This window comes from Sphingomonas sp. BK345, from assembly GCF_014193845.1.
Lineage (GTDB): Bacteria > Pseudomonadota > Alphaproteobacteria > Sphingomonadales > Sphingomonadaceae > Sphingomonas.
This window is the reverse complement of record NZ_JACHZX010000008.1, coordinates 61,423-83,208: the sequence shown is the minus strand read 5'-3', so window position 1 is coordinate 83,208 and position 21,786 is coordinate 61,423. Positions and strand designations below refer to the sequence as shown.

Genomic DNA, 21,786 nt, shown 5'->3' with positions numbered 1-21,786 from the left:
GATTCGACGGGGCGTGAGCAGCGCCGACCCGATCACCGCCGCCCCGCCGTCCGCCACCACGTTCGGCGCGCGCGATCTCGCCGTGGTGGTGATGATGAACCTGCTCTGGGGGCTCAACATCGTCGCGGTGAAGGAGGCGGTCGCGCTCGTCCCGCCGATCACCGCGGGCATGCTGCGCCAGCTGATCGTGCTGCTGGTCTGCGCCAGTGCGCTGCGCGTCGTGCCAGGCAAGATGGTGCCGCTGCTCGCGCTGGGCGTGCTCTCGGGCGGACTGTTCTACGTCTTCATCAATCTCAGCCTCGCGGTGTCCGACAATGTCGGGGCGCTCGCGATCGCGGGACAGCTTGGCGTGCCCTTCTCGCTGCTGCTCGCGATCGCGGTGCTGCGCGAGCGGATCCACGCGCCGCGCGTAATCGGGATCCTGCTCGCCTTCGCCGGCGTGGGGCTGCTGGTGTTCGATCCTGCCGCGGCGCGCGAGGGACTGGGACTGGCACTGACGGCGGCGAGCAGCCTGGTGTGGGCGATCTGCTCGCTGATCCAGCGCCGGCTCGTCGGCGTGCCGGTGCTGACGATCTACGCGTGGATCGGTCTGCTCGGGACGCTGACGTTGGCGGCGGCGTCGTGGTGGTTCGAGCCGGGGGCGATCGCGCGGCTGCCGCGAACGCCGATCGCGGCGCTGCTGCCGATCGCCTTCTCCGGGATCGGCTCGACCGTGCTCGGCCACGGTTCGATGATGTGGCTGTTGCAGCGCCACCCGGTCTCGACCGTCACGCCGCTGACGCTCGCCGCGCCGGTGGTCAGCGTCGCCGCCGCATCCTATTGGTTCGGCACGCCGCTGACCTGGCCGATGGTCGCCGGGGGCGCGGTGGCGATGCTGGGGGTGGCGATCGTGACGATCCGGACGGCGGCAAAGGGTGAGCGACGAGCATGAGATGTGTCGAGGCGCCGTCGCCCAATTTCAACGAGCGCAAGCTGCCGATCTCGATGATCGTGCTCCATTACACCGGGATGCGCAGCGCCGAGGAGGCGGTCGCGCGGCTGCGCGACCCCGCGGCCGAGGTGTCGAGCCACTATGTCGTGGACGAGGACGGTACGATCCTTCGGCTGGTCGAGGACGACAAGCGCGCCTGGCACGCCGGCGCGTCGCACTGGCGCGACGTCGACGACGTCAACTCGGCCGCGATCGGGATCGAGATCGTCAACCCCGGGCATGAGTTCGGCTACCGCGCCTTTCCCGAGCCGCAGGTCGACGCGGTGATCCGGCTCGTCGCGCACCTGAAGGACCGCTACGAGATCACGCGCGGCAATATCGTCGGCCATTCCGACGTCGCACCCGCGCGCAAGCGCGATCCGGGCGAGCTGTTCCCGTGGCACCGGCTGGCGCGGCTGCGGCTGGCGCTGCCGCGGCCGACCAAGAACCTGATGGACCCGTTCTGGAGCGAGCCCGCCTTCTGCCTCGCGCTCGAGCGCTTCGGCTATGACGTCACCGACCGCATGGCGGCGATCATGGCATTCCAGCGGCGCTTCCGCCCGGAGCTGATCGACGGGGAGATCGACGCCGAGTGCCGCATGATCCTGCTCGCGCTGCTGCTGCCGCGGCCGCGGGGCGACGACTGACGCTTCCCAGGCGGCGCGGCAGCCGCTAGGGCGACCGCGCCAGGGGGCCGGGCGGCCGCGTCACGCAACAGCGTGCCGAGGAAAGTCCGGGCTCCACGGAACGACGGTGGCGGGTAACGCCCGCCGGCCAAGGGCGCGAGCCCGCGGTCAGGGACAGTGCAACAGAGAGCAGACGGCCACGGCTTCGGCCGGGCCAAGGTGAAAGGGTGCGGTAAGAGCGCACCGCGCGGCCGGCAACGGTCGTGGCACGGTAAACCCCACCGGGAGCAAGACCGAATAGGGGCGGCAGGGGCGCGTTCGCGCGTCCGGGGCGTGTTCCCGCTCGCCGCCCGGGTTGGTTGCTGGAGCGCGTCGGCGACGGCGCGCCGAGAGGAATGGTCGCCCAGTCCCGCGAGGGATGGACAGAACCCGGCTTACAGGCCCCCTGGCATTTTCGCCGCCGCGCTCGCTTGGCGCGCGCGGCGGCGGACCCTATGTGCCGGGGCGCATGGCACGTATTCCCACCCGCTCGAACGACTGGGGCTTCCCGCGCTGGCGCGGCTATGGCGCGGGCCGCGAAGCGGCGAACGTGCGGTTGTGCGATCGCCACGGCTGTGAGGAGCCCGGCGACTGCCCAGCACCTAAGTCGCCCAACAGCCCCGATCGCTGGTACTTCTGCCAGGCGCACGCGGCCGAGTACAATCGCGGCTGGAACTATTTCGAGGGCCTCTCCGCCGAGGAGGCCGCTGCGCGCGAGGCCGACGAGCGCCGCGACGCCGGCGGCTATCAGCAATCGCGCCACCAGGCCTGGGCGGGGCCGGGGGACGGCACGCGCTCGCGCGACGAGATGCGCGCGCTCGAGGTGCTGGAGCTCGAGGTCGATTCATCCTTTGACGACGTGCGGCTGGCGTGGCGCCGGTTGGCCAAGTCGAACCACCCCGACGTCCGGCCCGGCGACGCCGAGGCGGCCAAGCGCTTCCAGGCGATCCAGGCGGCCTATGAGGTGCTGCGCGCCGCCGAGGACGCGCGCACCTGGAAGCCGCGGGCAGAGGCGTGAGGGACGAGGTACGCGCGCGCTGGGGCGGCGCGCTGCTGGTCTGCGGCAAATGCTCGAAGAAGCTGGGCGGCGGCTTCGGTCGCAAGGGCAAACGGTCGCTCGCGAAGGCGCTGCGCGACGAGCCGGGGCTGGGCAAGGGGCGCAAGGCGGCGCTCGGCGTGGTCGAGGTGCGCTGCCTCGGGGTGTGCCCGCGCGGGGCGGTGACCCTGGTCGACACGCGGGCGCCCGATCGGTGGCGGCTGGTCGAGGCGGGTGCCGATATCGCGACGCTGGCGGCGGGGCTGCGCGGCGAAGGGTGAGAGCACACGGGTGGCCGCACTGGCGAGGGAGCGCAATGGTCGCCCTTCTTCCGCGTCATCCTGAACTCGTTTCAGGATCCACGGTGCCGCGCATCCACCGCCGGCGGCGCCTGCGGGCAGGTGGATCCTGAAACGAGTTCAGCATGACGGCGGAGAGGACGGAGGCGCGGATGTCACGCGCCACCCGCTTGCCTCAAGCGTAGCGCCTCGCGGTCTCGCGGATAAGCGCGATCATGTTCGGGATGCCCTGAGTGCGGTTCGAGCTGAGCTGCGCCTTGAGCTCGAACGGTTCGAGTTCGCGCTCGACATGCGTCGCCAGAATCTCGCCCGGCGCGCGGTCCTGCACCGTCAGCAGGACCAGGGCGATGATCCCCTTGGTGATCGCGGCGTTGCTGTCGGCGAGGAAGTGGAGCGTGCCGTTCTCGGCCACCGTCGGATAGACCCAGACCGAGGCGGAGCAGCCCCGCACCAGCGTCGCCTCGGTCTTGAGCGCCGCGGGCATCGGCTCGAGCGAGCGGCCCAGCTCGACGAGCAGGCGGTAGCGGTCATCGCCCTCGACGAACTCATATTCCTCGCGGATCGCGTCGAGCGTGGGAGCGGTGTCGGTCATCGCGCGCGGGCTAGCCGCCGCACGCGCGCGCCGCAACCGCGCAGAGCTGCACCGGTCAGAGGTCCACTCCCGCCGCGATCGCCTCGAGCTTGCGGATCCGCTCCTTGAGATCGGCGATCTCGATCCGCGCGCCCGCGCTGGGCGGCGCCGGGGCGTGGCCCACGCGCTCGTGCCCGAGCTGCTCGTGCTGAAGCTGGAGCCAGCCGCGCCAGCCGTTGAGCGCGGCGTAGATCAGCATCGCCAGCCCGGCGAGCCCGGTCGCTGCCATGCTGAGGTAGAAAGTGGGATCGGACATGGCTGCCGTCTCCGTACGGGTTGAGGTCAGCGGTTGCGCAGCTGCTCGATCTGGCGTTCCAGATCGGCGCGGCCGTGGTTGTCGGTGATGAGGCGCTCGAGCACGGCGACGCGCTCCTTGAGCTGGCGCACGTCGTCCTGCGAGCGGGCGACGTCGATGCTCGGGTAACCGGCGCCGTCGCCGTCGCGCACCCGGCCGATCGCGCGGTAGCGTTCCTGCAGTACGCGGCCGATCATCAGGATGAAGACGATGGCGATGACCATCGAGAACGGACCCATCTTACTCTCCCTCGTGGCGCGCGCGGCTCAGTTGAGCCGATCGTCGCGCAATTGTTCGATCTGAGCCGCGACGTCGGCGCCGCGGTCGGTGGCGATCCGTTCCAGCACGCGGACGCGTGCCTCGAGCCGCTCGGTCTGCGCCGCATATTGCGCGGCCCTTTCCGCGGTGGCCTCGGTCAGGACCTGCGCCATCCGCTCCTTGTGGGTCAGCCAGCGGCGGAACATCTCGCCGCCCCCGCCGAGGATCACGGGCAGGCCGATCACCACGAAGGCCAGCATGAAGAGGGTGAAACCGTTGAGCTGTTCGAACCACATGGCGTGTTCCTCCGGTTATGGCGTCAGCGGTCGCGCAGCGCCTCGATCTCGCGCGCGGTGCGCACTGCGGGATCCGTCGCGATCCGCTCCAGCACCGCGATCCGCTCCTCCAACCGGCCGACCTTGCCCGTGAGCCGCTCGTTCTCGGCCTCCAGCAGCGCGACGCTGCGATCGGCGCCGATCGTGTCGCCGGCGAGCGCGTGCGCGCCATGGCGTCGCCGGCCGCGCCGGTCGTCGTCGAGCGGATAGCCGTGGCGCGCGCGCACCCAGGTGCGAAAGGCGTGCGAGGCGCTCACCGCGGTGACGATCCCCACCGGCACCATCCAACCCATGTCCATGTCCGTGCCTCCCTCTCGCGCCGTGTCAGCGCAGGCTGTCGATCTCGCGCGCGAGTGCGCTGTTGCGGCTGGTATAGTGCAGCTCGATGTCGGCGAGCCGCCGGTCGATCTCGCGGAACTTGGCGCGCACCTCGGCGGTGGAGCGCTTCGGATTGGAGCGCACACCCTGCCAGAACTTCTGGTCCTCGCGGTCCTGGTACAGGCCGGCGGGCTTGGGCTCCGCCATCCAGGCGATCAGGCCATAAGCGATCAGCGTCCACGGGAAGCCGCCCGCCAGCGTCAGCAGCACCATCGCCACCCGAACCCAGATGACCTCGATACCGGTATAATCGGCGATCCCGGCGCAGACGCCTTTCCATTGGCGGTTCTGCGGATCGAGGTAGAATTTGGTACGACTGTCGGACATCAGTTCCTCCGATCGATCGAGCGCGTCGCGGGCTGGTCGAGGCGATAGTCGGGCTGGCCGCGGTAATCGGCCATGCCCGGGCGGAAATCGGGATTGTCGGCGGCGACGATGCGCTCGACGGTGTTGACGCGATCCTCGAGCCGGCGCGCGAGATTGTACATCTCGTCGAGCAGCCGCTCGTCCTCGTCGGTCATCCGCGGCGCGGTCTTCCACCGCGTCACATAGTGAAGGATCAGCCAGGGCAGGCCGATGAACAGCGAGGTGATCGCGATCAACGGGACAAAGACGTCTTCCACCTCAATTCTCCCGGTTCAGCTTGGCCTTGAGCGCCGCCAGCTCGGCGTCGATCTTGTCGCTGGAGCGCAGTGCATCGAATTCGTCGTCCAGGGTGCGCGGGGTCAGGCCCATCGCCTCGGCGCGACCCTCGGCCTCGTCGGCGCGACGCTCCAGCACCTCGAAGCGGCTGAACGCGTCGTGAGTCTTGGGGCCGTTCCACATCTCGCGCAGCTTGGCCTTGGTGTTGGCGCTCTCCAGACGAGTCGCGATCGCGTTCTGCTTGGCGCGCGCCTCGCGCAGCTTGTTCTGCAGCTTGGCGATGTCCTCCTCGGACGAGCGCAGCGCCTCGTCGAGCGTGGCGACCTCGTCGCGCAGCTGCGCACCCATCTCGGCCGCCTTGCCGCGCTCGACCAGCGCCGCCTTCGCGAGGTCCTCGCGATCCTTCGACAGCGCCAGCTCGGCCTTCTCCGTCCAGCTCGCCTCGATCTCGGCCAGCTTCTGGATGTGCCGCCGCATCTCCTTCTGATCGGCGATGGTGCGGGCGGCGGAGGCGCGCACCTCGACCAACGTCTCCTCCATTTCGAGGATGATCATGCGGACCATCTTCGCCGGGTCGTCCGCTCGCTCGAGCAGCTCGGCCATATTGGCGGCGACGATGTCGCGGGTGCGGGAGAAAATGCCCATCTCGATAAGGACTCCTGCGTCAGTCGGTCCCTTGTAGCGGATCGCGCGGGCGGCGGGGAGGGTGCCGTGCCGCGCGGCGTGTCACGCCACCCGGTGGATCGGTGCGTCGCCGAGCGCGGTCGCCGGACCGACGGCGCCGAGCACCATGGTGGCGCTGACGACGAGGGTGAGGGCGAGCGCGGCGAGCTTGCTGGTGCGATCGGTGCGGGTCATGGTGTGTCTCCTTCGTCCTGAGTTGCCGGAAGCTTTGCAGGAAGCGTGCCAAATCCGTCCGCACGCTCGTCAGCCTAGCTTTTCCGCCATTTTCGGTCGCACCAGCACGTCTTCAAGCCACTAGGAAGATTTCGACGGTTGCCAGCGCTTGGCGTTTTGCGCCAGAAGTTGGCGCATGGAGCGAACCACTCAGGTCGTCGGTCAATCGGGCGTTTTCCTCGACGCGCTCGAGCGCGCCAGCCGCGCGGCGGGGCTCGACCGTCCGGTCCTGGTGATCGGCGAACGCGGAACCGGCAAGGAGCTGGTGGCAGAGCGGCTCCACCATCTCAGCCAGCGCTGGGACCAGCCACTGGTGACGATGAACTGCGCAGCCCTGCCCGAGACGCTGATCGAGGCCGAGCTGTTCGGGCATGAGGCGGGCTCGTTCACCGGCGCGACCAAGGCCCGTGTCGGCCGCTTCGAGGAGGCCGATGGCGGCACGCTCTTCCTCGACGAACTCGGCACCTTGTCGATGGGGGCGCAGGAGCGGCTGCTTCGCGCGGTCGAATATGGCGAAGTGACCCGCATCGGCGCCTCGCGCCCGCGCCGTGTCGACGTCCGCATCGTCGCCGCGACCAACGAGCATCTGCCCGACCGAGTCGACGCCGGCACCTTCCGCGCCGACCTGCTCGACCGGCTGTCGTTCGAGGTGGTGACGCTGCCGCCGCTGCGGGCGCGGCGCAGCGACATCGCGGTGCTCGCCGACTTCTTCGGGCGCCGCATGGCCGCCGAGCTCGGGCGCGACGAATGGGAGGGGTTCACCGATGAGGCGATGGAGCTGATGCGCTCCTATCGCTGGCCCGGCAACGTGCGCGAGCTGCGCAACGTCGTCGAGCGCGCGGTCTACCGCTGGGAACGCGGCGGTGCGATCGGCGAGATCGAGTTCGATCCCTTCGCCTCGCCCTATCGTCCCGGTACGCCGCGGCCGGCAGCGTCGAGCGCGCCGCCATCAGCCGCCGCGGCGGGCACATCGCCGGGCGAGCCGTCGCGCGAGGCGCCCGCCGAGCCGGAAGACGAGGAGGTGGCGGCCTGCGAGGTCGGCCCGTCCGACTTCAAGAGCCGGGTTGCGCGGTTCGAGCGCGAGTTGCTCGCCAAGGCGCTCGCCGACAACCGCTTCAACCAGCGCGCCACCGCCGAGGCGCTGGGGCTGAGCTACGACCAGCTGCGGCACGCGCTGCGCCGCCACGACCTGATCGGGGCGGTTGCGTAACGATCGCGCGGGAGCCATTTGGGCGGGCGTCGCGTTGCGCACGCGAACCCACAGGAGGATCCCATGGCTTTCGAACTCCCGCCGCTGCCGTACGATTATGACGCGCTGGAGCCGGTCATCTCCAAGGAGACGATGACCTTCCACCACGACAAGCACCACAAGGCTTACACCGACAAGCTCAACGAGGGCGTCGCGGCGGACCCGAAGCTGGAGGGCCAGTCGATCGAGCAGATCCTGGGCCAGATCTCGTCGCTGCCGCCGCTGCTGCGCAACAATGGCGGTGGCTATTGGAACCACGACTTTTTCTGGAAGATCATGGGGAAGCCCGGCAGCACCAGCGGGCCGAGCGGCAAGCTGGCCGACGCGATCAACGCTTATGGCGGGCTCGACAAGCTCAAGGAGGATTTCAACACCAAGGGCGCGGGCCAGTTCGGCTCGGGCTGGGCCTGGGTGATCGTCGACCAGGGCGGCCAGCTCAAGGTCACGTCGACGCCGAACCAGGACAATCCGCTGATGGACGTGGTGAGCGACCGCGGCACGCCGATCCTGGGGAACGACGTGTGGGAGCACGCTTATTACCTCACCTACAAGAACGACCGGCCGGGCTACCTCAAGGCGTGGTGGGACGTGGTGAACTGGGACGAGGTGGGTCGTCGCTTCGACGCTGCTGCGGCCTGAGGTAAATGAGTAAGGGCGCCGCCCCGGGGAGACCGGGGTGGCGCTCCTGCCGGCGACTTCTCGAACCTCGCCGGGAGAGGTCCTCGTCTGCAAGGGGAGGTGGCAGGCCGAGGGCCTGACGGAGGGTGTCGCGCGTCGCGAGGTTTGTTGGACTCACCACCCCGAACGCCCCACCGACGCGCTGCGCGCGCACTCGCCTTACGGAGAAGGTTTTTAGGAAAACTCAGCTTTTCGAAAGACCCCTCGCTTCCTCGCGAGACGCGCCGCTCGAACCACCCTCAGCGCCGCGGTGTATCCGGTGCGCGGCGCGCGAACACCACGACCATGCCGAGCGTGGCCAGAGCCCCGATCCCGCCGACCGCCACTACCAGCGCGCTGGGTACGTCCATGATCCTCTCCTCGCCGTCGTGCGGCTATCGTTGTGACAGGAGAGTGACGCGAGTCGGCGAGCCGCGCAATGGTGTTGTTGCGCCGCCCGACAAACGAACTTTCCGAATTATTCCAGATCGTTCTCGCTGACGATCACGAGACCGGTGCCATTCCCGCGCGACAGCGCCGAGAGCGCTGCCTCGCTGATCGCGTCGACGAAGCGGTTGAACATGTCGATTGCGTCGCCGTCCGGGGCGTCGCCGCTCAGCGCCTCGAGCACGTCATATTGCACGGCGAACTCCTGCTCGTCACCATCGACCTCGGCGGTGAACTCCACCTGGCGCTCGTCGATGTTGTCGAGCAGCGAGTTGTTGTCGATCTCCAGCTCGTTCGCGGCCATAACGTCTCCCTTTGAATGCAGCAGCTACAGAAGAGCGGTAAAGCCGCAGCCGGCGCGGGTGTTCCCGCGACCCGCATGATCGGGTCAGCGCGCGAACCAGATGACGTGGGTGGCGCCCTTGCCGTTGGAGCGCGCGCGCACCTTCACCTCGTCCACCGCGAAGCCGGTGCGCGCCAGCCGGCGCGCGAAGGCGGGGTCGGGTGCGGCCGACCAGATCGCGAGCACCCCGCCCGGTGCCAGCGCCGCGCGCGCGTCGTCGAGGCCGCCCGCATGATAGAGCGAGTCGTTCGCCTCGCGCGTCAGTCCGTCGGGGCCGTTGTCGACGTCGAGCAGGATCGCGTCGTAGCGATGCCTCGCGCGCCGGATAACCGCGCCGACGTCGCCGATCTCAAGCGTGACGCGGGGATCGTCGAGGCAGCCTGCGGTGAGCTCGGCCATCGGCCCGCGCGCCCAGTCGATGATGCCAGGCACCAGCTCGGCGACGAGGATCTCGGCGTCTGCACCGAGCCGGCCGAGCAGGGCGCGGAGCGTGAAGCCCATGCCGTAACCGCCGACCAGCAATCGCGGCGCAGGACGATCGCCAAGCCGATCGCACGTCATCGTGCCGAGCGCCTCTTCCGAGCCGCTCATGCGCGTGGTCATCAGCTCGTTGCGGTCGAGCACGATCATGTGATCGGCGCCGCGCCGGAACAGGCGCAGCGGCGGGCCGCCCGGGACCTCGGCGACCCCGACCAGCTCGCGCTGGATCACTTGCGCTGACGTGCCTTGCGGGCGGCGTAGCGGGCGTCGCGCGCCGCCTTGAGCTCGGCCGCGGTCGGCAGCGACACGGCGCGCTTGGCGGCGGCCTCGGCGGCAGCCTGCTCGGCCGCGGCGGCCTCGGCCTCGGCCTGCCGGCGCGCCTCTTCCTTGGCGACCTTCTTCGCCTCGATCGCGGCGCGGTGCGCGGCGCGCTTCTCCTCCTCGGCCGCTTCCTTGGCCGCGCGCGCGGCGGCGCGCGCCGCCACCTGCTCGGGGTCGGGCGCGGGCCGGTTCTTGAGCAGCTCGAGCGCCTTCTGCTTGGCCTCGCGTGCCGCCTGTGCGCGGTCGTTGAAATCGGGGGCTTTGAAGCCTGCCATGCCTGAGTCGTCTCCGTCGAAGGGGCCGTTGATGTCCCGGCCCATAGCACAACGGCCCCGCATCGCTGCGGAGCCGTTGAAAAAACTGGTGGACGCACTTGGGCTCGAACCAAGGACCCGCTGATTAAGAGTCAGCTGCTCTACCAACTGAGCTATGCGTCCGTGACCGGCGGGGAGGAAGCGGTTGGTGCCGCCCCGCGATCGGGAAGCGCGCCTCTACCAACGTGCTCCGGCTTTGCAAACCCCTATTTTCGCGCTGCGGCGAGAAAAGCCGCTCACCAGCGCTGACGCAACTTGGAGGAGCGATCGATCCCCATCAGGATGCCCAGCGAGATCAGCACCGTCATCTGCGCCGAGCCACCGAAGCTGACCAGCGGCAGCGGGATGCCCACCACGGGCGCCAGTCCCATCACCATCATCAGGTTGATCGCCATGTAGAAGAACATCGTCGTCGCGAGCCCCGCCGCGGCCAGCTTGGCGAAGCGGTCTTCGGCGCGCACGCCGACGTTGATGCCCCAGCGGATGACGAGCAGGAAGGCGATGATCAGGAAAGCGCCGCCCGCCAACCCCCATTCTTCCGCCATGGTGGCGAAGACGAAGTCGGTGTGCCCCTCGGGCAGATAGTCGAGGTGGCTCTGCGTGCCCTGCAGGAAGCCCTTGCCGAACAGTCCGCCCGAGCCGATCGCGATCTTCGACTGGCTGATGTGATAGCCGGTGCCGAGCGGGTCGCTCTCGGGATCGAGGAAGATCAGCACGCGGTGGCGCTGGTAATCGTGGAGCACGTACTCGAAGGCGAGGGGAATCGCGACCGCGGCGGCCAGCGCGCCGCCGGCGAACAGCCGCAGCGGGATGCCGGCGAGGAACATCACGGTCGCGCCGCCGGCGCAGATCATCAGCCCGGTGCCGAGATCGGGCTGCGCCATCACGATCATCGCCGGCAACCCGATCAGCACCGCCGCGGGCCACAAAGCGGCGAAGCGCCGAGTCTCGGTCGCGGGCAGCAGCGCGTAGAAGCGCGCGCAGGCCAGCACGATCGCCAGCTTCATCAGCTCGGATGGCTGGATGCGGATCGGGCCGAAGCCGAGCCAGCGCTGGCTGCCGCCGCGCACCGCGCCGAGCAGCTCCACCATGATCAGCAGCACCAGCATCACCGCGTAGATCCAGAAGGCCGAGCGCTTCCACCAGTCGAGCGGCACGCGCGACAGCACCACGGCGCCCGCGAGGAACACGACGAAGCGCAGCCCCTGCGGCACCACCCAGGGAGTCATGCTGCCGCCCGCGGCCGAGTAGAGCACGATCAGCCCGAAGCCGCCGATCCCGGCGACCAGCAGCAGCACGCGCCACGGCAGCGCCGCGAGCGGGGCGGGGACGAAGCCGCTCACTCGCGTCCGGTCCCGCCGTCGCCGCGCCCGCTCTCGCTGTCGGGCTCGGGCGAGCCGGTGCGTGCGGGGCCATCGCCGCGCGCGGTATCGGCCGCCTGCGCCTCGGCGGTGGCGTTCAACGCGTCGGTCGCCGCGGCGACCGCGTCCGAGCCGGTGGCGGCGACGTCGTCGAGGTCGGGGCGCGGCGGGGGCGGGGCGTGCGCGGCGCGATAGGCCGCAGCCTCCGCCGCCATCCGCGTGCGGATGTCGCCGCCCCAGGTCGGCTCGACCTCGGCGAGGCTCTTCAGCGCGCGCTCGCGGTCGAACAGATAGGTCATGATATCGCGCCCGATCATCGGCGTGTCGAGGTTGCGCACGGTATGGCCGTTGTGCTCCAGCACCACGGCCGCGGCGTAGCGCGGATTGTCATAGGGCGCGAAGCAGACGAACAAGGCGTGGTCGCGCAGCTTGAACGGCAGCTGCCCGTTCTTGAGCACGCCGCTGCGCCGCTCCGCCGTGCTGATGTGGCGCACCTGCGCGGTGCCGGTCTTGCCCGCGATCGCGACGCCGGGCACCTGCATCCGCGCCGCGCCGCCGGTGCCGCCGGCGTTGACCACGCCGTACATCGCCTCGCGGATGAGGCGGAAATGGTCGGGGTCGATCGCCATCGGCTGAGCGCGCGGCTTGAACGGGTCGCGGATCAGCGTCGGCTGCAGCTCCAACCCCGAGCCGAGCCGGCTTGCCATCACCGCGAGCTGTAGCGGGTTGGCGAGGACGTAGCCCTGACCAATCGAGGCGTTGATCGCGTCGGCGACCTTCCACTCGGTCTTGTACTTGCGCCGCTTCCACTCGCTGTCGGGCACGGTGCCGTAGCGCTGGGTGGCGAAGGGCAGGTCGAACTTCTGGCCGAGCCCGAGCGCGCGCGCCACCGGCGCGATCTTGTCGTAGCCGACGCGCCGTGCCATCTCGTAGAAGTAGATGTCGCAGCTCTGCATGATCGCGTTCTTGAGATCGAGCGGGCCGTGGCCGTGGCGCTTGTGGCAGTGCCACACGCCGTTGCCGACCTGGAACGCACCCGAGCAGAACACGCGGTCGTTCGGGTCGATCCCCGCGGCGAGCAGCGCCAGCCCGTTCATCGGCTTGACCGTCGACCCCGGCGGGTAGAGGCCCTGGGTCACCTTGTTCATCAGCGGAACGTGGTCGTTCTCGCTGAGCATCTTCCACTCGAGCTGGCTGATTCCCTCGGAGAAGCTGTTGGGATCATAGGCCGGCATCGACACCATCGCGAGCATCTCGCCGTTGGTGCAGTCGAACACCACGCACGAGCCCGAGTTGGTGCCGAGCCGCCGCGCCGCATATTCCTGCAACCCGGCGTCGATCGTCAGCCGCAGCGTGCGCCCGGGCACGTCGGGGCGGGTGGCGAGCTCCTTGACCAGCTTGCCGCGTGCGGTGACCTCGACGCGCTTGGCGCCGGCGGTGCCGCGCAGCAGCGGCTCCATCGTCTTCTCCAGCCCGTCCTTGCCGAGCTTGAATCCGGGGGTGAGATAGAGCGGGTCGCGCACCTTCTTATATTGTTCGGAGGTCGCGGCGCCGACATAGCCGATCAGATGCGCCACCGCGGCGCCCTGCGGATAGTGGCGGGCGAAGCCGCGCGACGGTGCCACGCCGGGCAGCTCGGGCTGGCGCACCTGCACCGCGGCGAAGCGGTCCCAGTCGATGTTCTCGGCGATCTCGACCGGGCGGAATCCGGGCGAGTGTTTCAGCTCGGCCTCGATCTGCGCCACTTCCTCGTCGTCGAGCCCGAGCAGCGCGCGCAGCCGCGCCAGCGTGCGCTCCTTGTCCTCGAGCCGGTCGGGAATGACGTCGACGCGGAAGTCGGTGCGGTTGCTCGCGATCGGCTGGCCGTTGCGGTCGACGATCCAGCCACGCCGCGGCGGGATCATCGTCATGCTCACGCGGTTGCGCTCGGAGAGCAGGTTGTAATGCTCGTTCTGCGTGATCGCGAGATAGCCCATGCGCCCGATCAGCAGCCCGCCCAGCCCGATCTGGCCCGCGCCGAGCAGCCAGGCGCGGCGCGAGAAGCTGTAGGCCTGCGCGGCCTCGGTCATGACGCGCGGCGGCCGCGCCATCAGCGTGCCCGCTTGAGGTCGATCCACGCCACCAGCCGGGCGGCGGCGGGGAAGAGCAGGACGGAGAGGATGATCTGGATCACGAGCACGCCGTCGACATAGGCGGAGAGCGGGCTCGCGAATAGCCGTCCCCCCGCCAGCGCGAGCGCGATCGCCACCGCGGCGATCGCCCAGCTCTGCGCGAAGTCGCGCACGCCCGAGCGCGCCTCAAGCGCCTCGACCAGGAAAAAGGCCAGCGTCCACAGCAGCATCGCGCTGCCGAGCGGCTGACCCGAGACGAGATCGTCGAACAGCCCGAGCAGCGCCGGTGCCCAGACGCGCAGCGACAGTGGCGCAAGCAGCCGCCACGACAGCATCATCAGCAGTCCCAGCGGCGGCAGGAGCCCGAGCGAGGCATTCCACGGCAGCGTCGTCGCCAGCGAGCCGGCGAGCACGCTCGCCCAGGGGAGCAGGCGCGCGCGGCCGGGCGGTAGCGGTTCCTTGAACAGCGGGCGCGCGGGGAGCGTCACGGGTCAGGCGTGGGAGTGGGCGACGGCTTGGGCGCGGGAGCGGGCGGGGAAGGGGGCGGCGGCATGAAGGCGCGGTGCACTAGCGCGACGTCGAGCGAGTCGGGGCGCGCGAACGGCCGCGCCGGCGCGCTGTCCGTACCGGCGCGCAGCACCCGCGCGACCGGCACGCCGGGGACGAAGATGCCGCCCGTGCCCGAGGTGACGAACAGGTCGCCGGGGCGGAAGCGCCCGTCCGCGGTGTCGATCGTGCGCACGTCGACGAGCCCGTCGCCGCGACCGGCCGCCAGCGCGGGGCGGCCGTCGCGGGTGCGGCGGACCGGTACGACGCTCTCCGGGTCGGTGATGAGCAGCACGCGCGCGGTATCAGGGCCGACGTACAGCACGCGCCCGATCAGCCCCTCCGGTCCCGTCACCGGCTGGCCGTCCGCCACGCCTTGGAAGCTGCCAGCGTTGAGCAGCCCGAAGCGGCGTGTGCTCGACGCGCTGGTGCTCACGATCCGCGCCGCCGCGATCGTCTCCGGTAGCCGATCGCGCAGTACGAGAAGGCGTCGCAGCCGCACATTCTCGATCTGCGCCTGGCGGCCGGCGAGCAGCGCGCCGCGCGCCTGGTTCAGCCGCGCACGCAGCTGTCGGTTCTCGCTGCGCACCTGGAAGTGGCTGGCGATCGCGTCCGGGACAGAGGCGAGCTGGCTCCCCGCGCCCGCCAGCAGCGCGGCGGGCGGCGCGGTCAGCTCGGCGACCGCCGAGCGCAACGCGTTGAACGCGACCGGGTTGAAGGTCGACAGCGCGAGCAGTACGCCGCCGACCACCGCCCCGGCGATACCGAGGATGTAGGTCAGGAACAGACTATATTGCGCGCGCCGCGAGAAGCCCGGACGCCGATCCCGTGACGGCGCCATTGCCGCCATCTCCTCGCCTCGAGCTTACCCGTTCTGAAGAACAGCGCGGAACATCGGGTCCTCGAGCGCACGGCCCGTGCCGATCGCGACGCAAATCAGCGGGTCGTCCGCGACTGTCACGGGCAGCCCGGTCTCGTCGCGCAGCACCTCATCGAGGCCCTGCAGCAGCGCGCCGCCGCCAGTCAGGACAATGCCCTGGTCGACGATGTCGGCGGCGAGCTCAGGCGCGGTATTCTCGAGCGCGATGCGGACGCCGTCGACGATCGCGGCGACCGGCTCGCTCACCGCCTCGGCGATCTGCGCCTGGTTGATCTGGATTTCCTTGGGCACGCCGTTGACCAGGTCGCGGCCCTTGATGTGGACCGTCTTGCCGATGCCGTCGATCGGCGGCTTGGCGCAGCCCAGCTCCTGCTTGATCCGCTCGGCGGTGGCCTCGCCGATCAGCAGGTTGTGGTTGCGGCGGACGTAGCTGACGATCGCGTCGTCCATCTTGTCGCCGCCGACGCGAACCGAGGTGGTGTAGGCGAGGCCGCGCAGCGACAGCACCGCCACCTCGGTCGTGCCGCCGCCGATGTCGACCACCATCGAGCCGACCGGCTCGGTGACGGGCATGTCCGCGCCGATCGCCGCCGCCATCGGCTCCTCGATCAGATAGACCGCGCTGGCGCCCGCGTTCTGCGCGGCGTCTCGGATCGCGCGCCGCTCCACCTTGGTCGAGCCCGAGGGCACGCAGATCACAATCTCGGGCCAGCGCATGAAGCGCCGGCGCCCGTGCACCTTCTCGATGAAATATTTGATCATCTGCTCGGCGACGTCGATGTCGGCGATGACGCCGTCGCGCAGCGGGCGGATCGCCTCGATCGAGCCGGGGGTCTTGCCCATCATCAGCTTGGCGTCCTCGCCGACGGCCTTGACCCGCTTCTGGCCGTTGACCGTCTCGACCGCGACGACAGACGGCTCGTTCAACACGATGCCGCGCCCGCGCACGTACACCACCGTGTTCGCGGTGCCGAGATCGATCGCCATGTCGTGCGAGGTCATCTTGAACAAGCGCGAGAATACCATTGCGGTTGGGGTCCGTTGCTGTGCGCGCCGGGCGACTTGACCGGCCATGTTCGTCTATATCCGATCCGCGCGCCGCCGCCGTGAATCATGCGTGCAATTCTATCTGCGGGGTCGCGGGAAGCGGCGGCTTGGGCTAGGTGCTGCGCTGTGTCAATACGCCGGCTCCCCTCGCATCTGGTCAATCGCATCGCCGCGGGCGAAGTGGTGGAAAGACCGGCCAGCGCGTTGAAGGAGCTGGTCGAGAACGCGATCGACTCCGGCGCGACGCGGGTCGCGGTGGTGCTCGCGGCGGGGGGTGTCGAGCGCATCGAGGTGGCCGACGACGGCTGCGGCATGACCCCCAACGAGATCGCGCTCGCGCTCGAGCGCCACGCCACCTCCAAGCTGCCCGACGACGCGATCGAGGCGGTGCGGACGCTGGGCTTCCGCGGCGAGGCTTTGCCCTCGATCGCCTCGGTGGCGCGGCTGACGATCGAGAGCCGCCCGCGCGGCGCCGAGGGCTGGGCACGCACCGTCGACAACGGCACCGTCGAGGGCGACGCGCCCGCCGCGCTGCCGCCCGGCACGCGCGTGGTGGTCGAGGGGCTCTTCGCTCGCGTGCCCGCGCGGCGCAAGTTCCTGCGCTCGCCACGTTCCGAATATGCCAGCTGCCTCGATGTGGTGAAACGGCTCGCGATGGCACGCCCCGACATCGCCTTCGCGGTCGAGCATGACGGCCGTCGCGTGCTGGCGGTGCCCGCGGCGGAGGGGCGGCCGGGGCGAGTCGCGGCGCTGACCGACCGCGCGCTCGCCGACAATTCGGTGGCGGTCGACCTCGAGCGCGATGGGCACGTGCTCGGCGGGGTGGCGGGGCTGCCGACCTTCCACCGCGGCGTCGCGGATCACCAATATCTCTTCGTCAACGGCCGACCGGTGCGCGACCGGCTGCTGATCGGCGCGATCCGCGGTGCCTATGCCGAGATGATGCCGCGCGACCGTCACGCCGTGGTGGCGCTGTTCCTCGACGTCCCCGCGAGCGAGGTCGACGTCAACGTCCACCCGGCGAAGACCGAGGTGCGCTTCCGCGACCCGGCGCTGGTGCGCGGCATGATCGTGTCGGGGCTGCGCCGCGCGCTCGACGCCGCGGGCCACCGGGTCGCACACTCGGCCCCGGCGGACATCGGCGCCTTGTGGCGGTCCGAGCCGACCGCTGCGGTCGCGGCGCCCGCGTTCGGCTTCGATCACGCGGCGATGGCCGCGCCGTCGCCCGGCGGCACGCTGCTGCGCGAGCATCGCACCACCTTCCTGACGCCGCCGCCGCAGGCGCGCGCGGAGGCGAGCTGGGCGCCGCCGCCCGAGCGCGACGACTTTCCGCTCGGCGCCGCGCGCGGGCAGGTCAACAAGACGTACATCGTCGCCGAGGCGCAGGACGGGCTGGTGCTGGTCGACCAGCATGCCGCGCACGAGCGGCTGGTGCTGGAGCGGATGCGCGCCGCGCTCGCCGGCGGGCGCGTGGCGAGCCAGGCGTTGCTGATCCCCGAGGTGGTGGAGCTCGATGAGCCCGCCTGCGACCGGCTCGAGGCGCGTGCGGCCGAACTGGCGGAGTTCGGGCTCGAGCTCGAGCGGTTCGGCGCGCGCGCGATGCTGGTGCGCGCCACCCCCGCGCTGCTCGGCAGCGGCGACCCGACCGCGCTGGTGACCGACCTGGCCGACGAGCTCGCCGCCTACGACGAGGCGCTGTCGCTGCGCGAGCGGCTCGACGCTGTGGCGGGGACGATGGCGTGCCACGGCTCGGTCCGCGCCGGGCGGGCGCTCTCGCTGGCGGAGATGAACGCGCTGCTGCGCGAGATGGAGGCGACGCCGCACTCGGGCCAGTGCAACCACGGGCGCCCGACCTGGGTGAAGCTCGATTTCCCCGACATCGAGAAACTGTTCGCGCGACGGTGATGGGGGGGGGCGCGCGCTGCCGTCACCCCTCACCGGCGTCTTCCTGAACTCGTTTCAGGATCCACGGTGCCGCGTGAGCAAACGCGGCGGCGCTCGCAGACCGGTGGATCCTGAGACAAGCTCAGGATGACGCCGGGAGATGGAGACGTGGGATGACGCCGGTACATGGCGCCGTGTGATGACGCCGGGAGAAGGCGCTGTGAAATGACGCGGTATAGTGGCGCCGTGGGATGACGCCATCAGATGATAGCGCGAAGCCTAATCCTCCCGCTTCGTCCCACTCGCCGGCACCTGCGACAGTCGCGTCAGCAACAGCGGGATGTCGTGCGTGATATAGGTGTCGGTCGGCACCATTGCGCTCGTGCGCAATACCTTGCCCAGCGCAGTGAGGCGCTCTCTCCTGTCTCTGTCCGCCGCCGTCACGACCCGAATGTCCTTACGCTCATACCAAGACCACCATCGCACCCGATCCGATGCGCGGTTGACGTCACTGCAAGATCAACCCGCCCGGATCGCGCGCGTTCCGTTCCGCCGCGTCGTTGGTCGCACGAGGGAACGCTTTGTCGCAGCGCCTTTTCGTTCAGCCTGCCGCAACCTTTGCGCGCGGCAGGCATTCTCCCCGACGATCCATTACAACAGGTCGCGCCATGAGCAAAATTATGCCGCTAGTTCTAGCACTTGTGCCGCTTGCCGCGGTCGTCGGCGCGGTCGTGACGGTGCCCTGAACCAAGAGCCCCCCGGGCGTCGTTTCCCCCACCCCCCCACGGCGCCCAACGGAAAGGCCCGCCCGGATCGCTCCGGGCGGGCCTTTCTGCTCAGCGCGAACGGTGGCGCGAGGCTCAGCCCTGCGCCGGCTCGTCCTGCGCCTCGGCGGTCGCGCCCGGCTCGGCGTTGGGATCGTAATCCTCGGTGAAGCCGCCCTGGTCGCGGCCTTCCTCGAAGACCTGCGCCATGACGTCGACGCCCTGCGCCTGCATCTCGGCTTCTTCCGGCGAGCGCGCGACGTTGACCTTCACGGTCACCGCCACCTCGGGGTGAAGCTGCACGCGCACATCGTACACGCCGATCGCCTTGATCGGGCGGTCGAGCACGACCTGGCTCTTGGTCACCTTGTGCCCGTCGGCCTCGAGCGCCTCGACCAGGTCGCGCACCGCGACCGAGCCGTACAGCTGGCCGGTGTTCGACGACTGGCGGATCAGCGTGACCTGCGCGTCCTTGAACGAGCCGGCCTCCTTCTCCGCGTCCGAGCGACGCGAGGCGTTGTCGGCCTCGATGCGCGCGCGATTGGCCTCGAATACCTTGCGGTTGGCCTCGTTGGCGCGGAGCGCCTTCTTGTTCGGCAGCAGGTAGTTACGGGCAAACCCGTCCTTCACCTTCACCACGTCGCCGATGCCGCCGAGCTTCTCGACGCGCTCAAGCAGGATGATATCCATCTGCTCTTCTCCTTACTTCACGACGTAGGGCAGCAGGCCCAGGTGGCGGGCGCGCTTGATCGCCTGCGCCAGCTCGCGCTGCTTCTTCGCGCTCACCGAGGTGATGCGCGACGGGACGATCTTGCCGCGCTCGGACACGAAGCCCTGCAGCAGACGCACGTCCTTATAGTCGATCCGCGGCGCGTCCTTGGCGCTGAACGGGCACGACTTGCGGCGGCGGAAAAACGGGCGCGCCATTATGCGTTCTCCTCTTCGCGGTCACGACGCGGACGGTCGCCCCGATCACCACGATCCCCGCGGTCGCCACGCTCCCCGCGCTCGCCGCGACGCTCGCGGTCGCGCTCCTGCTTGCGCATCATCACGGTCGGACCCTGCTCGTGCTCGTCGACGCGCACGGTCATGTAGCGGATCACGTCCTCGTTGATGCTGGTCTGACGCTCCAGCTCGGCGACGGTGTCGCCCGGCGCGTCGATCTCGAGCATCACGTAATGCGCCTTGCGGTTCTTCGCGATGCGATAGGCGAGGCTGCGCAGGCCCCAGGTCTCGGTCTTGACGACCGTGCCGCCGTGGTCGGTGACCACCTTGGTCGCGGCTTCCGCCAGCGCGTCCACTTGCGCCTGTGCCAGATCCTGGCGCGCAAGGAACACGTGCTCGTACAGAGCCATGCATGTACCTCAATGTTGGCCGATCGCTGACGGACACCCCATGTGCCACGCCCCTCCGGCTGTCGTGCAACAGCAAGGGGCGGAAGAAGCCGTAGCTTCCCGCCCCGAGTAGGCGTGCTATGCCGCAGAACCCCTCCGCGCGCAAGGGCCCGCGGTTGACCGGCCGGGAGCGCCGCCCTAGCAGCGCAGCCTTTCCAAGGAGAGGCACGATGCGCGCGTTCATCTTCCCCGGTCAGGGCAGCCAGGCAGTCGGCATGGGCGCCGCGCTGGCCGACGCCTCGGCGGTCGCGCGCGAGGTGTTCGGCGAGGTCGACGAGGCGCTCGGCCAGAACCTGCGCCGCCTGATGGCAGAGGGGCCGGCGGACGAGCTCACGCTGACCGAGAACGCGCAGCCCGCGATCATGGCCAACGCCGTCGCCACCCTGCGTGTGCTGACGCGCGAGGGCGGCGTCGTGGTCGCCGACAAGGCCGATTATGTCGCGGGTCATTCGCTCGGCGAATATACCGCTTTGTGCGCGGCCGAGACCTTCGACCTCGCCACGACGGCGCGGCTGCTCAAGCGGCGCGGTCAGGCGATGCAGGCGGCGGTGCCGGTGGGCGAGGGGGCAATGGCGGCGCTGCTCGGCGCCGACGTCGCCAAGGCCGAGACGATCGCGGGCGCCGCGGTCGACTCGATCCTCGCTGAGGGCGGCGAGCCGCTGGTCTGCACCGTCGCCAACGACAACGACCCGTCGCAGGTGGTGATCTCGGGTCATCGCCTCGCGGTGGAGCGTGCGGTCGCGCTGGCGAAGGAGCTGGGCGCCAAGCGTGCGGTGCTGCTGCCGGTATCGGCGCCGTTCCACTGTTCGCTGATGGAGGATGCGGCGCAGGCGATGGAGGCGGCGCTGGCCGAGGCCGAGCTGCGCGCGCCGCTGGTGCCGGTCTTCGCCAACGTCGACGCCGCCGCGGTGGCCGATCCCGGCGCGATCCGGCGGCTGCTGGTGGAGCAGGTGACCGGTCGCGTGCGCTGGCGCGAGTCAGTGCTGGCGATGGTGGAGGCGGGGGTGACCGAGTTCGTCGAGTTCGGCGGAAAGGTGCTCGCGCCGATGGTCAAGCGCATCGCGCCGGATGTCGAGGCGGTCAGTGTGGTATCGATGGACGACGTCGAGGCGCTGCTAAAAAGGATGTGAGATCACGCGGAGGCGCGGAGAAGAAGCGAGGGATATCGGCGCGATCAGCGGTGACGTTCTCGACCTATCGCTTCGTCTTCACCGCGAGCTTGGACCGGGCTTGTTGGAAAGCGTCTATGAGAGGGTGCTCGCGGCGCGTCTGGCGGCGCTCGGCTATCTTGTCTCCCGGCAGCACCCGGTCGACATCTGCTTCGAAGGGCAGGTCTTTCCGGCGGCCTTTCGGATCGACCTGCTGGTCGACAACCGATTAGTGGTCGAGGTGAAATCGGTCGAGAAGCTGGTGCCGGTACACGGCAAGCAGCTTCTGACATATCTGAGACTCATCGAGCAGCCCGTCGGGCTGCTCATCAACTTCGGGGGTGAGACGTTGAAGGAGGGGGTGCGACGGATCGTCAACCGCTATCGACCCTCCGCGTCTCCGCGCCTCCGCGTGAACCAAAATACGGAGTGAA

At 69.8% G+C, this 21,786-nt stretch carries 29 protein-coding genes, 1 tRNA gene and 1 other RNA gene; 10 read left to right on the top strand and 21 right to left on the bottom strand.

Annotated elements, in window-relative coordinates; genetic code table 11:
- Positions 1–13: 13 nt before the first annotated feature.
- The 5 genes from FHY03_RS18895 to FHY03_RS18875 all read left to right on the top strand — a co-directional run bounded on the left by FHY03_RS18895 (position 14) and on the right by FHY03_RS18875 (position 2,952).
- Positions 14–931: a DMT family transporter gene (locus FHY03_RS18895; protein WP_311722364.1), complete on the top strand. Its 918-nt coding sequence runs from the start codon at positions 14–16 to the stop codon at positions 929–931.
- Complete coding sequence (locus FHY03_RS18890) at positions 928–1,617, top strand: N-acetylmuramoyl-L-alanine amidase (protein WP_183920231.1); 690 nt, start codon at positions 928–930, stop codon at positions 1,615–1,617. Before FHY03_RS18895 ends, FHY03_RS18890 begins: the two co-directional genes overlap by 4 nt.
- Before the next feature lie 39 nt (positions 1,618–1,656).
- Positions 1,657–2,049: RNase P RNA component class A (gene rnpB, locus FHY03_RS18885), an RNA gene on the top strand.
- Positions 2,050–2,104: 55 nt separating this feature from the next.
- Positions 2,105–2,653, top strand: a complete 549-nt coding sequence (locus tag FHY03_RS18880; RefSeq protein WP_132907483.1) for a J domain-containing protein — start codon at positions 2,105–2,107, stop codon at positions 2,651–2,653.
- Positions 2,650–2,952: a (2Fe-2S) ferredoxin domain-containing protein gene (locus FHY03_RS18875; protein WP_183932048.1), complete on the top strand. Its 303-nt coding sequence runs from the start codon at positions 2,650–2,652 to the stop codon at positions 2,950–2,952. Before FHY03_RS18880 ends, FHY03_RS18875 begins: the two co-directional genes overlap by 4 nt.
- Positions 2,953–3,145: 193 nt before the next feature.
- On the opposite strand, the gene FHY03_RS18870 is transcribed toward FHY03_RS18875, so the two are convergent.
- The 9 genes from FHY03_RS18870 to FHY03_RS21225 all read right to left on the bottom strand — a co-directional run bounded on the left by FHY03_RS18870 (position 3,146) and on the right by FHY03_RS21225 (position 6,367).
- Positions 3,146–3,562 (bottom strand): SufE family protein, encoded by a 417-nt coding sequence (locus FHY03_RS18870; protein WP_183932047.1) that lies wholly within the window; start codon positions 3,560–3,562, stop codon positions 3,146–3,148.
- Between the two features lie 55 nt (positions 3,563–3,617).
- The gene (locus FHY03_RS18865) at positions 3,618–3,857 is read right to left on the bottom strand and encodes a hypothetical protein (protein ID WP_183920240.1); all 240 of its coding nucleotides are present in this window, start codon (positions 3,855–3,857) and stop codon (positions 3,618–3,620) included.
- A 26-nt stretch (positions 3,858–3,883) separates the two neighbouring features.
- A complete protein-coding gene (locus tag FHY03_RS18860) occupies positions 3,884–4,120 on the bottom strand; it encodes a hypothetical protein (RefSeq protein WP_260159437.1) in 237 nt (78 codons plus the stop codon).
- Between the two features lie 42 nt (positions 4,121–4,162).
- On the bottom strand, positions 4,163–4,450 hold the full coding sequence (locus FHY03_RS18855) for a hypothetical protein (protein ID WP_260159436.1): 288 nt from the start codon (positions 4,448–4,450) through the stop codon (positions 4,163–4,165).
- 23 nt (positions 4,451–4,473) lie between these two features.
- Positions 4,474–4,782, bottom strand: coding sequence for a hypothetical protein (locus FHY03_RS18850; RefSeq protein ID WP_183932101.1), 309 nt, complete (start codon positions 4,780–4,782; stop codon positions 4,474–4,476).
- A gap of 31 nt (positions 4,783–4,813) precedes the next feature.
- Positions 4,814–5,194: an envelope stress response membrane protein PspC gene (gene pspC / locus FHY03_RS18845; protein WP_183920244.1), complete on the bottom strand. Its 381-nt coding sequence runs from the start codon at positions 5,192–5,194 to the stop codon at positions 4,814–4,816.
- Complete coding sequence (pspB, locus tag FHY03_RS18840) at positions 5,194–5,490, bottom strand: envelope stress response membrane protein PspB (protein ID WP_183920246.1); 297 nt, start codon at positions 5,488–5,490, stop codon at positions 5,194–5,196. The genes pspC and pspB overlap by 1 nt, the downstream gene beginning before the upstream one ends.
- Position 5,491: 1 nt before the next feature.
- Positions 5,492–6,154, bottom strand: a complete 663-nt coding sequence (gene pspA, locus FHY03_RS18835; protein WP_183920248.1) for a phage shock protein PspA — start codon at positions 6,152–6,154, stop codon at positions 5,492–5,494.
- An 81-nt stretch (positions 6,155–6,235) separates the two neighbouring features.
- On the bottom strand, positions 6,236–6,367 hold the full coding sequence (locus tag FHY03_RS21225; RefSeq protein ID WP_260159435.1) for a hypothetical protein: 132 nt from the start codon (positions 6,365–6,367) through the stop codon (positions 6,236–6,238).
- A gap of 175 nt (positions 6,368–6,542) precedes the next feature.
- On the opposite strand from FHY03_RS21225, the gene pspF reads away from it, so the two are divergent.
- Complete coding sequence (gene pspF, locus FHY03_RS18830; RefSeq protein ID WP_183932045.1) at positions 6,543–7,616, top strand: phage shock protein operon transcriptional activator; 1,074 nt, start codon at positions 6,543–6,545, stop codon at positions 7,614–7,616.
- A gap of 63 nt (positions 7,617–7,679) precedes the next feature.
- On the top strand, positions 7,680–8,294 hold the full coding sequence (locus FHY03_RS18825) for a superoxide dismutase (RefSeq protein WP_183932044.1): 615 nt from the start codon (positions 7,680–7,682) through the stop codon (positions 8,292–8,294).
- Positions 8,295–8,790: 496 nt separating this feature from the next.
- Here FHY03_RS18825 and FHY03_RS18820 read toward each other — a convergent pair whose 3' ends face one another.
- The 9 genes from FHY03_RS18820 to FHY03_RS18780 form a co-directional block, all read right to left on the bottom strand.
- Complete coding sequence (locus FHY03_RS18820) at positions 8,791–9,063, bottom strand: DUF1488 family protein (RefSeq protein ID WP_132907495.1); 273 nt, start codon at positions 9,061–9,063, stop codon at positions 8,791–8,793.
- A gap of 84 nt (positions 9,064–9,147) precedes the next feature.
- Positions 9,148–9,813, bottom strand: coding sequence for a spermidine synthase (locus FHY03_RS18815; protein ID WP_183932043.1), 666 nt, complete (start codon positions 9,811–9,813; stop codon positions 9,148–9,150).
- Entirely contained in the window at positions 9,810–10,178 is a 369-nt protein-coding gene (locus tag FHY03_RS18810) for a DUF6481 family protein (protein WP_183920256.1), read from the bottom strand. The genes FHY03_RS18815 and FHY03_RS18810 overlap by 4 nt, the downstream gene beginning before the upstream one ends.
- Positions 10,179–10,264: 86 nt before the next feature.
- Positions 10,265–10,340 (bottom strand) — tRNA-Lys (locus tag FHY03_RS18805).
- Between the two features lie 113 nt (positions 10,341–10,453).
- The gene (rodA, locus tag FHY03_RS18800; RefSeq protein WP_183920258.1) at positions 10,454–11,560 is read right to left on the bottom strand and encodes a rod shape-determining protein RodA; all 1,107 of its coding nucleotides are present in this window, start codon (positions 11,558–11,560) and stop codon (positions 10,454–10,456) included.
- Positions 11,557–13,668 (bottom strand): penicillin-binding protein 2, encoded by a 2,112-nt coding sequence (mrdA, locus tag FHY03_RS18795; RefSeq protein ID WP_183921400.1) that lies wholly within the window; start codon positions 13,666–13,668, stop codon positions 11,557–11,559. The genes rodA and mrdA overlap by 4 nt, the downstream gene beginning before the upstream one ends.
- Positions 13,668–14,177 carry a rod shape-determining protein MreD gene (mreD, locus tag FHY03_RS18790; protein WP_183920259.1) on the bottom strand — a complete coding sequence of 170 codons (510 nt, stop codon included), beginning with the start codon at positions 14,175–14,177 and terminating at the stop codon, positions 13,668–13,670. Before mreD ends, mrdA begins: the two co-directional genes overlap by 1 nt.
- Positions 14,174–15,076, bottom strand: coding sequence for a rod shape-determining protein MreC (mreC, locus tag FHY03_RS18785; protein WP_183932042.1), 903 nt, complete (start codon positions 15,074–15,076; stop codon positions 14,174–14,176). Before mreC ends, mreD begins: the two co-directional genes overlap by 4 nt.
- A gap of 24 nt (positions 15,077–15,100) precedes the next feature.
- Positions 15,101–16,141 (bottom strand): rod shape-determining protein, encoded by a 1,041-nt coding sequence (locus tag FHY03_RS18780; RefSeq protein ID WP_132907502.1) that lies wholly within the window; start codon positions 16,139–16,141, stop codon positions 15,101–15,103.
- Positions 16,142–16,288: 147 nt separating this feature from the next.
- Here FHY03_RS18780 and mutL point away from each other — a divergent pair, with 147 nt between their 5' ends.
- On the top strand, positions 16,289–18,067 hold the full coding sequence (mutL, locus tag FHY03_RS18775) for a DNA mismatch repair endonuclease MutL (protein WP_183932041.1): 1,779 nt from the start codon (positions 16,289–16,291) through the stop codon (positions 18,065–18,067).
- 839 nt (positions 18,068–18,906) lie between these two features.
- Here mutL and rplI read toward each other — a convergent pair.
- Genes rplI through rpsF form a run of 3 tightly spaced genes read right to left on the bottom strand, consistent with a single transcriptional unit; the run spans position 18,907 to position 20,165 of the window.
- On the bottom strand, positions 18,907–19,500 hold the full coding sequence (gene rplI, locus FHY03_RS18770) for a 50S ribosomal protein L9 (protein WP_183920267.1): 594 nt from the start codon (positions 19,498–19,500) through the stop codon (positions 18,907–18,909).
- 12 nt (positions 19,501–19,512) lie between these two features.
- Positions 19,513–19,737, bottom strand: a complete 225-nt coding sequence (gene rpsR / locus FHY03_RS18765; RefSeq protein WP_007403456.1) for a 30S ribosomal protein S18 — start codon at positions 19,735–19,737, stop codon at positions 19,513–19,515.
- The gene (gene rpsF, locus FHY03_RS18760; protein WP_132907505.1) at positions 19,737–20,165 is read right to left on the bottom strand and encodes a 30S ribosomal protein S6; all 429 of its coding nucleotides are present in this window, start codon (positions 20,163–20,165) and stop codon (positions 19,737–19,739) included. Before rpsF ends, rpsR begins: the two co-directional genes overlap by 1 nt.
- A 209-nt stretch (positions 20,166–20,374) precedes the next feature.
- Between rpsF and fabD the strand changes: the two genes are divergently transcribed.
- Both fabD and FHY03_RS18750 read left to right on the top strand, forming a co-directional pair.
- Positions 20,375–21,334, top strand: coding sequence for an ACP S-malonyltransferase (fabD, locus tag FHY03_RS18755; protein WP_183932040.1), 960 nt, complete (start codon positions 20,375–20,377; stop codon positions 21,332–21,334).
- Between the two features lies 1 nt (position 21,335).
- Complete coding sequence (locus tag FHY03_RS18750) at positions 21,336–21,785, top strand: GxxExxY protein (protein WP_183932100.1); 450 nt, start codon at positions 21,336–21,338, stop codon at positions 21,783–21,785.
- Position 21,786: the final 1 nt, after the last annotated feature.